This window comes from Rhizobium sp. 10PS4, assembly GCF_032464805.1.
Classification (GTDB): Bacteria; Pseudomonadota; Alphaproteobacteria; order Rhizobiales; family Rhizobiaceae; genus Rhizobium; species Rhizobium laguerreae.
This window is the reverse complement of sequence record NZ_JAWDIW010000010.1, coordinates 158323-171528: the sequence shown is the minus strand read 5'-3', so window position 1 is coordinate 171528 and position 13206 is coordinate 158323. Positions and strand designations below refer to the sequence as shown.

Annotated in this window: 12 protein-coding genes; 6 read left to right on the top strand and 6 right to left on the bottom strand. The window is 62.5% G+C overall.

The features are described 5' to 3' along the window. Positions 1-254 precede the first annotated feature (254 nt). The 4 genes from RWJ89_RS20145 to RWJ89_RS20130 form a co-directional block, all read right to left on the bottom strand. A complete protein-coding gene (locus tag RWJ89_RS20145) occupies positions 255-1433 on the bottom strand; it encodes an Mrp/NBP35 family ATP-binding protein (protein ID WP_131666227.1) in 1179 nt (392 codons plus the stop codon). 541 nt (positions 1434-1974) lie between these two features. Then, a complete protein-coding gene (locus RWJ89_RS20140; protein ID WP_032999143.1) occupies positions 1975-2709 on the bottom strand; it encodes a helix-turn-helix transcriptional regulator in 735 nt (244 codons plus the stop codon). Then, complete coding sequence (locus tag RWJ89_RS20135) at positions 2709-2966, bottom strand: hypothetical protein (RefSeq protein WP_020048669.1); 258 nt, start codon at positions 2964-2966, stop codon at positions 2709-2711. The genes RWJ89_RS20140 and RWJ89_RS20135 overlap by 1 nt, the downstream gene beginning before the upstream one ends. After that, positions 2963-3760 carry an IclR family transcriptional regulator gene (locus RWJ89_RS20130; protein WP_222062561.1) on the bottom strand — a complete coding sequence of 266 codons (798 nt, stop codon included), beginning with the start codon at positions 3758-3760 and terminating at the stop codon, positions 2963-2965. Before RWJ89_RS20130 ends, RWJ89_RS20135 begins: the two co-directional genes overlap by 4 nt. Before the next feature lie 106 nt (positions 3761-3866). On the opposite strand from RWJ89_RS20130, the gene RWJ89_RS20125 reads away from it, so the two are divergent. The 5 genes from RWJ89_RS20125 to RWJ89_RS20105 all read left to right on the top strand — a co-directional run bounded on the left by RWJ89_RS20125 (position 3867) and on the right by RWJ89_RS20105 (position 7919). Further along, complete coding sequence (locus tag RWJ89_RS20125) at positions 3867-4631, top strand: SDR family NAD(P)-dependent oxidoreductase (RefSeq protein ID WP_376774619.1); 765 nt, start codon at positions 3867-3869, stop codon at positions 4629-4631. Then, a complete protein-coding gene (locus RWJ89_RS20120; protein WP_132613321.1) occupies positions 4631-5548 on the top strand; it encodes a 2-dehydro-3-deoxygalactonokinase in 918 nt (305 codons plus the stop codon). The genes RWJ89_RS20125 and RWJ89_RS20120 overlap by 1 nt, the downstream gene beginning before the upstream one ends. A gap of 13 nt (positions 5549-5561) precedes the next feature. Beyond that, on the top strand, positions 5562-6203 hold the full coding sequence (locus RWJ89_RS20115; protein WP_131642876.1) for a 2-dehydro-3-deoxy-6-phosphogalactonate aldolase: 642 nt from the start codon (positions 5562-5564) through the stop codon (positions 6201-6203). After that, a complete protein-coding gene (locus tag RWJ89_RS20110; RefSeq protein ID WP_168341468.1) occupies positions 6200-7087 on the top strand; it encodes an SMP-30/gluconolactonase/LRE family protein in 888 nt (295 codons plus the stop codon). Before RWJ89_RS20115 ends, RWJ89_RS20110 begins: the two co-directional genes overlap by 4 nt. Positions 7088-7307: 220 nt before the next feature. Beyond that, positions 7308-7919, top strand: coding sequence for a PRC-barrel domain-containing protein (locus RWJ89_RS20105; RefSeq protein ID WP_077976608.1), 612 nt, complete (start codon positions 7308-7310; stop codon positions 7917-7919). 53 nt (positions 7920-7972) lie between these two features. Here the strand turns inward: RWJ89_RS20105 and RWJ89_RS20100 are convergent, their stop codons facing one another. Both RWJ89_RS20100 and RWJ89_RS20095 read right to left on the bottom strand, forming a co-directional pair. Continuing rightward, on the bottom strand, positions 7973-9337 hold the full coding sequence (locus RWJ89_RS20100; protein ID WP_072639516.1) for a putative bifunctional diguanylate cyclase/phosphodiesterase: 1365 nt from the start codon (positions 9335-9337) through the stop codon (positions 7973-7975). A gap of 155 nt (positions 9338-9492) precedes the next feature. Further along, positions 9493-11211: a response regulator gene (locus RWJ89_RS20095; protein WP_132613325.1), complete on the bottom strand. Its 1719-nt coding sequence runs from the start codon at positions 11209-11211 to the stop codon at positions 9493-9495. A 183-nt stretch (positions 11212-11394) separates the two neighbouring features. Between RWJ89_RS20095 and mutL the strand changes: the two genes are divergently transcribed. Further along, a complete protein-coding gene (gene mutL, locus RWJ89_RS20090) occupies positions 11395-13197 on the top strand; it encodes a DNA mismatch repair endonuclease MutL (RefSeq protein WP_316031328.1) in 1803 nt (600 codons plus the stop codon). Positions 13198-13206 lie beyond the last annotated feature (9 nt).

The window sequence follows — 13206 nt, the reverse complement described above, 5'->3', positions numbered from 1 at the left end:
GACCGCCGTCACTGAGCATCTGCAGCAAAACGCCATCATGGCGCCGCGGCATATGAAGCAAAGCCGCGAAATAATCAAGACACCTTCCGTGAAGCGCGGCTTTTCACCACGTTTCCCCCACAATTTGGGGTATCCGCTGCGGTGATTCGGGCCTGTTAGCGCCTGGCAGCGTACGTGATTCATACGGCGGGCTTAGCCCTTTGTTCCAAGCATGCCGTTATCCCGGAACCGCTTCACACGCCGGGCGGCATGCATTATTCGAAGACGATCGCCGGCGCCGGGCGCTGGGACTGGCCCGCGACCTGCTCCCAGACCTTGGCGGCGATACCGCGATAGATGCCGGCGACGATGCCGTTCGGCTCGGAGGCGACGAGCGGCGTGCCGGCGTCGGAGGTTTCGCGAATATTCATCGTCAGCGGCACTTCGCCGAGGAAGGGCACGCCAAGGCGCTCGGCCTCCTTGCGGGCGCCGCCATGGCCGAAGATGTCGTAGCGGGTGCCGGTATCCGGGGCGATGAAATAGCTCATGTTCTCGACAATGCCGAGCACCGGCACCTCGACCTTGCGGAACATGTTGAGGCCCTTGCGGGCATCGATCAGAGCGAGATCCTGCGGCGTCGAGACGATGACGGCGCCGGCAAGCGGCACCTGCTGGGCCATGGTCAATTGGGCGTCGCCGGTACCGGGCGGCATGTCGACGACGAGGACGTCCAGTTCGCCCCAGGCGACTTCGCGCAGCATCTGCAGCAGCGCCGACTGGACCATCGGCCCGCGCCAGATCATCGCAGTCTCCTCGTCGACGAGGAAGCCCATCGACATGACCTTGAGGCCATAATTCTCCATCGGATTGATGATGCGGCCGTCGATCTGCGTCGGGCGGCCCGATATCTTCAGCAGCCGCGGCATCGAGGGACCATAGATATCGGCATCGAGAATGCCGACGCGAAGACCGTTGGCGAGCAGGCCGAGTGCGAGATTGACGGCGGTGGTCGACTTGCCGACCCCACCCTTGCCCGAGGCGACGGCGATGATGGCGCCGATGCCGGGCACACCGATCTTGCCGGCGCGTGAAGGCTGTTGAGGAGCGTGGGCGTGGCCCGCATGATCATGTTGGTGATCGTGGCCGGCATGGCCGTGAGGCGGGTTCGGCGCAGAGCGGGCAGCCGGAGCGGCGGCGGCGGCCTTCTTGTCCGCTGTCAGTGTGACGAGGGCACCTTTGACGCCTGGCATTTCCTTGATGACGCGCTCGGCGGCGAGCCGCATCGGCTCCAGCTCCCTGGCGCGATCGGCTGGGACGGTGATGGAGAAATAAACCTTGCCGTCAGAGATGAAGACATCGGAGACCATGCCGAGCTCGACGATATCGTGCTCGAGATCCGGTCCACGCACGGTCTTCAGCGTTTCGAGAACCTGTTCCTTGGTGACGTCGGCCATTCCACCCTCACTGCTTCTTCTTGCAGATCACAAATAGTGGAGACGGAAGCCTTCGCCAAACAAAATCATCGGGAGGGAAATCGATTGCCGGCGCGCAAAAAGGCGCCGGGGAGAATTGGCAGTCCGTTGCGGCCATCAAGTCCGCCGGGCTTTCGCCCTGATGGCCGCAACGGTCTCCCCGAGAACCGGCGCAATCCGGGGCGAACTAGAGCAAGCCGAAAAAAAGACCAGCGAAAAGTGAACGAGGAAGGGAAAAACGCAGGCAGCCGGGAAAGAAGCGGTGCCAAAACGCAACAACCGCCGCCGACACCGAAGGGCCGGGAGAAAAGCGGCATCGGCGTCGGGCAGCGGTGTGTCGGCCGCGCCATTTGCTGGCGCTGGCCTCAAAGTCCCCTCTGGACCTCTCGCAAAAGAGATGCAGAAAGCGTGCCAGATGGAAAATCAGGAAAAAGAGCGTAAAAGCGCTTGCGGCAGCCCCTCAGCAGGAAAGGTATGCCTACGCGCTGTGCGGCTTCGAAAGCAGTCGGTTGTTTTTTGCAACTTATTTGATCAGGCCGATGCGCAGCGCCTTGGCGACGGCCTGGGTGCGGTTGACCGTGTCGAGCTTCTTGGTGGCGCGGTTGAGGTAGTGATTGACCGTGTGCTCGGACAGGGTGAGGATTTCGGCGATTTCAGCACTGGTCTTGCCGGCCGCCGTCCAGTTGAGGCAATCGATCTCGCGGTCGGTCAGCGTGTCCGTCATGCGCGTATCGAGGTTGCGGATCTCGGCAAGCCTGTCGAAGACGTGGATGGCAATGTAGGAGAGTTCGCGCATCTCTGCCGCGCTGAAGGGTTCGCGGTCGCCGGCAAAAGAGACGGCGCCGCGCAGGCCGGAGGGGTCATGTGTCGGGAAGTAGGCGCAGCGCATCATCTTAAAACGTTCGAACAGGGAGGCGACGAGATTGGACTTGCCGTCGTCCCGCGACAGGTTATGTCGTGACATGTCGTAGAAGAAGGGTCGCGCGGATGTTCTGAGCCGCCGGAGAACCGGGCTGTTCACCATCAGGCCCTCCTGGTCGTAGAGGGCCAGAAGCTCGGCCGGCCAGCTGGTGATGACAGTGCTGCCCTGAAGATCGAAAGAGGTGATCGGCGGCAGGTTGAGAACCATGAAGGCACGGCTGCGATAGGCTTCCGTCACCCGTTTCATGAAACGGAAAATATCGAACTGGGTTTTCAGGCCCGCTATTTCCTGAACATAATCGTCTTCTTCCGTGGATGTTTGCGACAAGGGTGCCATCACATTTCTTCATTTTCGGCACAGCGGCCGGCAAACCGTTTGCGAAACCTGCCCGCTATGGGTGTTTCGATTGCATCGGGGAACGACGATCGCTGGTTGGAATCGGCTTCGGCGTTGAGCGTTTCGGCCGGTGAATGGTTGTAGATTTCGCGGACCGTTCTAGTTGTGGTGATTCGCCGGAAAATCTCAATATCGCGCTTATCATAAGCATGCTCTGCGATGACGTCCAGCAGTGGCCGACGGCGATCTTCTGTCAACGGCGCGGACCGAGACGGACGCGCATGCCTTCCATGATACTCGCAGCCGCCAGTTGCACCGGAACGGACCATTGGTGCAGAAGTTCCATCGACAAGCGATAGGCCGGGCCGGTAATCGAAATGCCACCCATAAAGGTCCGATCCTCCGACCAGATGGGTGCGGCAACGCAGCGGATGCCGGCCTCATGCTCTTCGCGGTCGAAGGCATAACCCCGATCGGCAATCTCGCGGATTTCGGCAAGCAGCGTTTCGGCAGAGACATGCGTCGAGGCGGTAAAGCTGGTGAAGCTCAGGCCGGCAAGCAGATCGACGAGGCTTTCGGCCGGCAGCAGCGAAAGGGCGGCCTTGCCGACGCCGGTGCAATAACAGGGAGAGGCATTGCCGATCTGCGAATACATGCGTACCGGCTGACGACCTTCGACCTTATCGAGATAGATGATCGACTGCCCTCTCAGAACGCCGAGATGCACCGTCTCGCCGGTCGCCTGCTGCAGATCTCTAAGGTGCGGTTCGGCAATCAGGCGGAACTCGTTGCGCGCCCAGCTGCGCGCGGCGAAATCGAGCAGGCGCAGGCCAGGCGTATAACGGCCGTCGCCATCGAGCTCGAGCAGCCCCTCCTCGACCAGATGGGTGAGCTGGCGATGCAGCGTGCCGCGCGGCTGGCCGGCAAGCGCCAGGATATCGGTGAAACGCAGCGGCGCATCGGCATGGGTGACGAGATCGAGCAGAACCATCAATTTGCCGAGCGTGCCGGTCTCGCGTGTCTGTGCCGCGCTTTCGCCGTTTGAATTCATCACCTTGTCCGCCCTTGACAGAAAGGGCAGTGTAATTCGATAATTCCATATAGTCAAATTAAGTTCCAAATAATGGAACAGCAGACGTTGGGAGGCGACGGTGACCATGATGGCAGCACAATTTCCCGAATTCAAAGACCGAGCCGTGCTGGTGACCGGCGGCGGATCGGGCATCGGTGCTGCGATCGTCGAAGGTTTCGCGCGCCAGGGCGCCAAGGTCTCGTTCATCGATATCGCCGAGATCGCGGGCCGCGAGCTTGCCGAAAGGCTGTCGCGGGAGACTGCGCATCCGGTCTCCTTTCACCATGCCGACCTGCGCGACATCGAGGCGATCCGGCGCACGGTCGATACCGTCATTGCCGATTCAGGGCCGATCCGCGTGCTGGTCAACAATGCCGCCTGGGACGACCGCCATGAATTCGACGCGGTGACCGAGGCCTATTGGGACAACAACCAGGCGGTCAACCTCAAGCATGTGTTCTTCACGTCGCAGGCAGCCGTGCCGTCGATGCGGGTGGCTGGCGGCGGGGCGATCATCAATATGTCGTCGATCGCCTTCAAGCTGAACATGGGCGGTTTTCCCGCCTACGCGGCGGCCAAGGCGGCGGTCGTCGGGCTGACGAAGAGCCTGGCGGGCAGGCTCGGGCCGGAGAACATCCGGGTCAACTGCATCCTGCCCGGCATGGTGGTCACCGAGCGGCAGATGCAGCACTGGCTCACCGAGGAAAGCATTGCGCGCTCGGTCGAGGATCAGTGCCTGAAGGTTGCGCTCAAACCCGATGCGATCGTCGGTCCCTGCCTGTTTCTTGCATCCGACTGTGCGGCGGCGATGACCGCCCAGTCCCTGATTGTCGATGGAGGCGTTCTGTAATGACAAATCCCGCTTATGTCGCGGTGGACTGGGGCACCAGCAGTTTCCGGCTCTGGCTGATCGGCAGGGACGGCACCGTGCTTGCCGAACGCCGCAGCGGCGAAGGCATGACGAGCGCGGCAAAGACCGGCTTTTCCGCGGTGCTTGCCGGCCATCTCGCCGCCATCGAGGCGCCGGAAAACCTGCCGGTGATCGTCTGCGGCATGGCCGGCGCTAGGCAGGGCTGGGTCGAGGCCGGTTATATCGATGTGCCGGCGCCGCTCGCCTCGATCCTGACCGGGGCGGTCTCCGTGCCCGGCGAAAGCCGCGACATCCGCATCCTGCCGGGCCTTGCCCAGCGGGACATGGCGAGGCCCGACGTCATGCGTGGCGAGGAAACCCAGCTTCTCGGTGCGCTCGGCCGCGCAAGCTCAGGCGCGCAGGCGGTCTGCATGCCCGGCACGCATTCGAAATGGGTGCATGTGACGGACAGCAAGGTGACCGGCTTTTCGACCTTCATGACCGGCGAGCTTTTCGACGTCATCAGCAAACACACGATCCTTTCGCATGCCGTGGCCGGTGCGGAAGAGCAGCCGGCGGATGCGGCGGCTTTCGAGGCCGCGGTCTCGGCCGCTTTCGCACGCCCGGCCCTTGCCTCCAACCTGCTCTTTGCCGCCCGTTCCGGCCAGCTCCTGCACGGGATTTCTGCCGCTGCCGCACAAGCCCGGCTTTCCGGTACGCTGATCGGCCTCGAAATCGCCGGGGCGCTGCAGGATACGGCAAACGGCACCACCATCACCCTCGTCGCATCCGGGCGCCTGCAGGCGCTTTACGAACAGGCCTTCAGAACCCTCTCCCTTGCCTTCACCGCCATCGACGCCGACGCTGCCGTGCGCCGCGGGCTTTCGGCTGCCGCCGAAGCCATCTGGCCGAACTGAGAAAGCTGACACGATGAACCGCATTCCCTTCCCCGACATGAAGCGCCCGCTGATCGCCATCCTTCGCGGCATCCGGCCCGACGAGACCGAAAGCGTCGTCGGTGCTCTGATCGAAAATGGCCTGACGGCGATCGAGATCCCGCTCAACTCGCCGGAACCGTTCAAATCCATCGAGCTCGCCGCGAAGATGGCGCCGGCCGAAGTGCTGATCGGCGCCGGCACGGTGCTGACCGTCGAGGCAGTCGACGGCCTGCATGCGGCCGGCGGCAAGCTGCTGGTCACCCCGAATGTCGAACCCGAGGTGATCATCCGGGCGCGCGAATACGGCATGGTGACGATGCCGGGCGTCTTTACGCCGACCGAGGCGCTGGCAGCTGCGCGCGCCGGCGCCACCGGTCTCAAATTCTTTCCGGCCAGCGTGCTTGGCCCTTCCGGCATTACGGCGATCCGGGCAATCCTGCCGCCGGAGCTGACGATTGCCGCCGTCGGCGGTGTGTCGGACAAGAATTTCGGCGATTACACCAAGGCTGGCATCTTCGCCTTCGGCCTCGGCACCAGCATTTACAAGCCGGGAATGACCGCATCAGAGGTTGCCGAGCGCGCCAAGGCGACCATTTACGCCTATGATGCAGCCATTGGGAGCGTGAACGTATGACCGATATTTATGAGTTCGAGGGCAAAACACTTTGCAATACCAATTCCGTCCTCGGCGAAGGTCCGACCTATGATCCGGACAGCAACACCGTCTGGTGGTTCAACATTCTCGGCAAGGAACTGCACGAGCTCAATCTTTCGACGAGCGAGAAAAAGGTGCACCCGCTGCCTGTGATGGCGAGCGTGCTGGCCCGCATCGACGCCGGACGTCAGCTGATCGCGACGGAGGAGGGACTCTTCGTGCGCGAAGTGGCAAACGGCAACCTCACCTTCTACGCCGCGCTTGAAAACGACAGGCCGGAAAACCGTTCGAACGACGGCCGCACCCATCCTTCCGGTGCGCTCTGGATCGGCACGATGAGCAAACGGGCGGAAAACCAGGCCGGCGCTATCTATCATGTCGCCAGCGGCAAGGTGACGAAGATCTTCAATGGCATCAGCATTCCGAATTCGATCTGCTTTTCGCCTGACGGCACGGTCGGCTATTATACGGATTCCCGCATCAACCGGCTGATGCGCGTCATGGTCGATCCGTTGACCGGCCTCCCCTCGGGCGAGCCGATCGTGCTGGTCGACAGCATGGACGAGCCCGGCAGCATCGACGGCTCTGTGGTCGATGCCGACGGCTATCTGTGGAATGCGCGCTGGGGCGCCGGCGTCGTCGACCGCTATAGTCCGGACGGTCTGCGCATCTCGCGCTATATGGTTCCTGCCGTCCAGCCCTCCTGCCCCGCCTTCATCGGCGTCAATGCCGACCGCCTGGCGGTAACGACCGCCTGGGAAGGGCTCGACGAGGATGCCCGTTCGGCGCAGCCGAGCGCCGGCGCGCTGCTGGAACTCGGTATTGACGTCAAGGGCGTGTTCGATCCGGTCTATGTGATCTGAACACGGGATGTCCGAGGCCATCTGAGGCGCTCCCCGACCGGGCGCCTTTTCTGGTTTTGGTGGCAGCTCTTCGATAAATGTTCCGTGAGAATCGAGAAATTTTCCGTGTTTTCAACCGGAACCAATCGGCCCACCACTCATTTTCCTTTCGAACCGGCGCGGCAATCAAACAGGCGTTGCCGGGTCAGCGATTACTCCAGGAAATGAAAGTAGGTTCGAAATGACACGCAAACTCTTGACGACCGTTGCCGCTGGCGCACTGTTTGCCACGGCTTTCGCACCGGCGGCATTTTCGCAGACGGCGCCGCAGCCGGCGGATCCCGCCGCTCCGGCCCAGACGGCTCCCGCCGATCCGGCAGCACCGAAGCCGATGACGCCTGATGTCACCAAACCCGCAGGCGATGCCGCACAGGCTCCGGCCCCGGCACCGACGGCAGATACGGCTCAGGCCGCCTATCTGACGGAGCAGGCTCCGGACCAGATCAGCGCCAACACCTATATCGGCCAGTCGGTCTATAACGGCAACAATGAAAGCATCGGCAGCGTCAACGACCTGATCCTCAAGAAGGATGGCGGCATGGTTGCCGCAATCGTTGGCGTCGGCGGCTTCCTCGGGATCGGCGAAAAGAACGTCGCCGTGCCGATGGAAAAGATCACCGTCGCGCAGAATACCCAGGACGGCAGCGTCAAGCTGACGACCAGCGAAACGGCTGAATCGCTGAAGGCCGCACCTGAGTTCAAGACGCTGGCAATGCTGGCGGCCGAAAAGGCTCCGGCTCCGGCTGCGACCGGTACCGATACCACGGCGACTGGCTCGACCACGCCTAAGTAATCCGCGCGCGGTAGTATAGCGTAGGCGATGGCGCTCCCAGGGGCGCCATCGTCTTATGCGCTGACACGCTCCGCCATGGTTGGATCGTAATAGTTTTCGTGCAGGAAGCGCAGCGTGGCGATACCGTCGGCCGGACGGCCGAAGTGATAGCCCTGGCCCATGCCGCAGCCGAGTGCGCGCAATTTCACCGCCTCGGCATAATCCTCGATGCCTTCCGCTACGACTTCCAGCTCCAGGCCCTCGCACATGGTCAGGATCGCCTTGATGATGTGTTCGGAGGCGCGATCGGAATTGATCCGCGAGACGAAGGCGCGGTCGATCTTGATCTTGTCGAAGATGAAGTCGCGCAGGCGCCCGAGGCTCGATTGGCCGGTGCCGAAATCGTCGAGCGAGATGCGTACACCGGCGGCGCGCAGATCGGCGATGATGCGGTGAGCGGTATCGGCCGAACTCATCACCGCCGTCTCGGTGATCTCCAGCTCCAGGCGATGCGGATCGAAGCCGACGCGCCCGAGGATCGACAGGACGCTGCTGCTCGTGCCCGGATCCATCAGCTGAGCCGAGGAAAGATTGAACGACAGGAAGAGTTCGCGGGGCCAAGAGAGCGCTGCCTCGGCGGCTTTGCGCAGCAGCGCCTCCGACAGCGCGTCGATGAAGCCGCGCTCCTCGGCGAGCGGCACGAAGACGCCGGGCGAGACGAAGCCGAGATCGGGATCGTTCCAGCGGGCGAGCGCCTCGAAGCCGACGACCTGATTGTTGGACAGCGAGACGATCGGCTGGAAATGCACGTCGATCGCGTCGGAGATGATGGCGTTTCTAAGCGCCTGCTCCAGCTGTGTCGCGCGCTTCATCTCCTGGGCGATCTCGCGCGAATAGACGGTGATCTGGCCGCGGCCGCGGCGCTTGGAACGGTAGAGGGCGGTTTCGGCGCTCTTCAGCAGCTCCTCGCAATCCTCTCCGGCAAAGGGATAGATGGAAAAGCCGAGGGAGGCGGAAAGACGGACGTTGCGGTCGCCGAGGTCATAAGGCGCCGACAACACCTCGCGGATCATCTGGCCGAATTTCTCGGCACTCGCCCGCTCGAAGATCAACGGCAGCACGAAGGCGAATTCATCGCCATCGTGGCGGGTGACCAGCGCGCCATCAGGAATGCAGGCTCTGAGACGATGGGCGACCTGGCAGAGGATTTCATCGCCGGCTGTCGAGCCGAACAGATCGTTGATCGGCTTGAAACTGTCGAGGTTGACGATGCCGATGGTGAAGGGGGCCGGATCGCTGGCGCGCTCAGCGGAGATCTGCAAGACCTTGTCCCGCATGCGATTGCGGTTGCCCAATCCGGTCAGCGGATCGGTATAGGCCATCGCCTGAAGCTCATTCTGACCGACGGTCAAGAAAGCTATGTCCGCCGATTTCATCATCCAAACCCGAGCTTTCCTCCGGAGCCATGCAGAAGAATGACCGGCAGGTCTTAACAATTCGATAGTAAATCAGCGGCATAACCACTTGAACCCGCCCAAAATCTGGGGAGTTGACGGGTATTTTGGCGCCTGCACACTTTTACCGAGAACATGGTTCAGTTTCGGGCTTGCATGGCCTCGTTCATTAGATATTTCTGAAATACGGTTTCCAGCATGTCAGGGCTGACGGGTTTCATGATGACGTCGTCCATGCCTGATTTGACGCATTCGGCGCGATCACGCTCGAATGCCTGGGTGAGCACGCCGATGATCGGGGTACGGGTGCCGCCGGTTTCCTCCATCTGCCGGATGAGCCGCGCGGCCTCGAAGCCGTTGAAGCCCGGCAGGGAAATATCCATCAGCACGATCTGCGGCCGGTGCTCGGCCCAGAGGCGCACGGCCTCGTCGCCGGTCGCCGCAAGCATGTGGCGATAGCCGAGACCTTCGAGGATCTGTGAAAAGACGATCTGGTTGATATCATTGTCTTCGGCGACGAGAACCTGCAGACCGACCGGATCGTCGGAAATGGTGATTTCCCAATCAGCATCCGAACCGGCGGCGCTGCGGCTGCTGCGATTGAAATGGCGGGCAATCTGGAAGGTGAGTTCGTTGGCGATCTGGAAACCGTCCATGACGAGCGCCGGGATGCCGTATTGCTCGGCAAGCTCGAGGCAGCGCATGCCCATCTGGTTGTCGATGATCAGAAGATCGAGCGAGATGCCGGAGGAGGTGGCGATTTCCAGGAACCGCTCCTCTTCGTCCTCGCCGCGGACTGAGCAGGATTCGAAGCCGTATTTCGTCAGCGTCCGCAGCGCGGCGGTCTCGGCGGCGAGGTCGGCCGTGACGACGAGGACCTTGCGGCCGGAGAAATTCTCCGGAACGATCGCTTCCATCGCCGCCGGTTCGCGCCGTGCGATGCCGGTTGGTACCGGCACATAGGCCCGTCGATAGCTTTGATTGCTGGAGGCGGTAATCGCGGACGCTTGGCCGAACTCGTCGAGATCGGCGCCGTCGCGCGGCAGATCCTGCATGGTCGACACCAGGAAATAGCGGCCGGGCTTGCCGATGCGGTGCTTGCGGCTGACGATATCGCGCTCGATGCCGTCGCGGGAGATCTGCCGCTGGCGGGAGACGGACATCTCGCCGGTCTCCAGCACATGGCGGTCGCTTTCTTCGAAGCGCTTGGCGATCTCTTCTGAAAAAAGATCGCCGCTCTTGCGCCCAAGCACCTCGTCGGCGCTTGTTTGATATTTCTCGCAGAAGGCGAGGTTGACCGCGACATAGGTGAGGTTGCGATCCTTGACGAAGAGCGGGAACGGCAGATTGTCGAGAATGTCCTCGGTGAGCTGCACCCGCTCTAGGTCGGAGCGCCATTGCTCTTCGCGCTTCTTGTTCTCGGAAATGTCGGAGATGATGGTGACGCCGTAACCGCCGGGCAGCCTGCGCTTGACGAAGCGGACCCAGCTATCGGCACCGCGGCGCTCGACGGCGTCGAAGCGCTCGCGCCAATGCGAGGCGATTTTCTGCGACAGCCAGTCTTCGCGGCTCAGCGAGCCACCCTGCCTGACATCATACTGCTGGCGAATGCCGGTGTCGTACATCGCGCCGAGGAAATCGCGAAGCCGCGTGCCCGGCTTCAGCATCTCGGCGGGCAGCGGAAAGAACTCGAGAGTCTGGCGGCTTGCAAAGATCAGATGATCGTTCTTGTCGTAGATGATGAAAGCTGCGGAAAGGCTGTCGCACACCACATCGAAAAGCGCCGTCTGCAGATCGGTCTCAGCGGGAGCCCCATCGATTTCTGATGATGTGTCCGCCTTTTCGAAGCCGGCACTCATTCTGTTGCGTCCCACATCTGTTCGATTTCGCAGCTTCCGGAGGTATGTGATTAGAAATGCCATTTTTATGTTAAAACCGGCTTAACATTACCTATTCCCAAATTTGGGGGAGCCCCGGATCACGTTTCGGGAAAGCCTGTCGAAACCTCTTCCCTCCGGCCCGCGAATCCCCGAAAATAGCCCATGGCCATCAGACAGCTTTCCGAAACGCTCATCAACCAGATCGCCGCCGGCGAAGTCATCGAACGGCCGGCGAGCGCTGCCAAGGAACTGATCGAAAACGCGCTCGACGCGGGCGCGACGCGCATCGAAATCGCCACGTCAGGCGGCGGCAAGGCGCTACTGCGCGTCAGCGACAACGGCTCGGGAATGGACGCGGCCGATCTGGAACTGGCGGTCAGGCGCCACTGCACCTCGAAGATCTCAGAGACGCTCGAGGATATCCGCACGCTCGGCTTCCGTGGTGAGGCGCTGCCCTCGATCGGCTCGGTCGCCAGGCTCAGCATCGCAAGCCGCAGACGCGACAGCGCCGGCGGCCACGAGATCGCCGTTGCCGGCGGCAAGATCGTGCATCTGCGCCCAGCCGCCGCCAATCCCGGCACGATCGTCGAAGTGCGCGACCTGTTCTTCGCCACACCCGCCCGGCTCAAATTCCTGAAGACGGAGAAGGCCGAGGCCGGTGCCATCACCGAGATCGTCAAGCGCATGGCGATCGCCTTTCCTGCGGTACGCTTCGTGCTGTCGGGCTCGGACCGCACGACGCTGGAATTTCCGGCAACCGGTGACGACCATCTGGCGCGCATGGCGCAGGTGCTCGGCAAGGAGTTCCGCGACAACGCCATTGCGCTCGACGCCGTGCGCGAAGAGATCGCGCTGACCGGCTTTGCCGGCGTGCCGACCTTCAATCGCGGCAACTCCGCCCATCAATACGCCTTCGTCAACGGCCGGCCGGTGCAGGACAAGCTGATCCTCTCGGCGATCCGCGGCGCCTATGCCGAGACGATTCCTTCCGGGCGCCATCCGGTGGCGGTGCTGTCGATCACACTCGATCCCGCTCTCGTCGACGTCAACGTGCATCCGGCAAAATCCGACGTGCGGTTCCGCGACCCGGGCCTGGTGCGCGGCCTGATCGTCGGCGCCATCCGCGAGGCCTTGGCGCGCGACGGCAGCCGGGCGGCAACGACCGGGGCGAGCGACATGCTGCGCTCCTTCCGCCCCGGCTTCCAGCCGAATAACCAGCGGCCGCAAACGGCATGGTCGGCCGAAACGTCGCCCTCCCGGCCGTATCAGCCAATAACGGGTTTCGGCGAGCGGCCCCAGGCATCCTTCGACGGACTTTCGATGCCGACGGCGCGAGCCGAGCCGCAGTTTTCGCCGCAGCCGGCAGCGCCCGAACCAATCGCGCGCTATCCGCTCGGCGCAGCGCGGGCGCAGATCCACGCAAACTACATCGTCGCCCAGACCGAGGACGGGCTCGTCATCGTCGACCAGCATGCCGCACATGAGCGGCTGGTCTTCGAAGCGATGCGCAAGGCGCTGCATTCGAAGCGGCTGGCCTCGCAAGTCCTGCTCATCCCCGAGATCATCGATATTCCGGAGGAGGATTGCGACCGGCTGATGCAGCATGCCGCCGAACTTTCCGAACTCGGCCTGGCGATCGAGCGTTTCGGCCCCGGCGCGATCGCCGTGCGCGAGACGCCGGCGATGCTCGGCGAGGTCGATGCGCATGGGCTGATCCGTCAGCTTGCCGACGAGATCGCCGAATGGGACACGGCGTCAGGCCTGTCGGCCAAGCTCGAATATGTGGCGGCGACCATGGCCTGCCACGGGTCGGTGCGCTCAGGACGACGGCTGCGGCCGGAGGAAATGAACGCGCTGCTCCGGGAGATGGAAGTGACGCCCGGCTCCGGCCAATGCAATCACGGCCGGCCGACCTATATCGAATTGAAACTCAGCGATATCGAACGGCTTTTCGGCAGAAGCTAAAAAAGCTGG

Coding starts and splice junctions, on each gene's coding strand:
- RWJ89_RS20110 (WP_168341468.1), top strand. CDS start 6,200: ATGACCGATATTTATGAGTTCGAGGGCAAAACACTTTGCAATACCAAT.
- RWJ89_RS20105 (WP_077976608.1), top strand. CDS start 7,308: ATGACACGCAAACTCTTGACGACCGTTGCCGCTGGCGCACTGTTTGCC.
- mutL (WP_316031328.1), top strand. CDS start 11,395: ATGGCCATCAGACAGCTTTCCGAAACGCTCATCAACCAGATCGCCGCC.
- RWJ89_RS20130 (WP_222062561.1), bottom strand. CDS start 3,760: ATGAATTCAAACGGCGAAAGCGCGGCACAGACACGCGAGACCGGCACG.
- RWJ89_RS20140 (WP_032999143.1), bottom strand. CDS start 2,709: ATGGCACCCTTGTCGCAAACATCCACGGAAGAAGACGATTATGTTCAG.
- RWJ89_RS20120 (WP_132613321.1), top strand. CDS start 4,631: ATGACAAATCCCGCTTATGTCGCGGTGGACTGGGGCACCAGCAGTTTC.
- RWJ89_RS20100 (WP_072639516.1), bottom strand. CDS start 9,337: ATGATGAAATCGGCGGACATAGCTTTCTTGACCGTCGGTCAGAATGAG.
- RWJ89_RS20125 (WP_376774619.1), top strand. CDS start 3,867: ATGATGGCAGCACAATTTCCCGAATTCAAAGACCGAGCCGTGCTGGTG.
- RWJ89_RS20145 (WP_131666227.1), bottom strand. CDS start 1,433: ATGGCCGACGTCACCAAGGAACAGGTTCTCGAAACGCTGAAGACCGTG.
- RWJ89_RS20095 (WP_132613325.1), bottom strand. CDS start 11,211: ATGAGTGCCGGCTTCGAAAAGGCGGACACATCATCAGAAATCGATGGG.
- RWJ89_RS20115 (WP_131642876.1), top strand. CDS start 5,562: ATGAACCGCATTCCCTTCCCCGACATGAAGCGCCCGCTGATCGCCATC.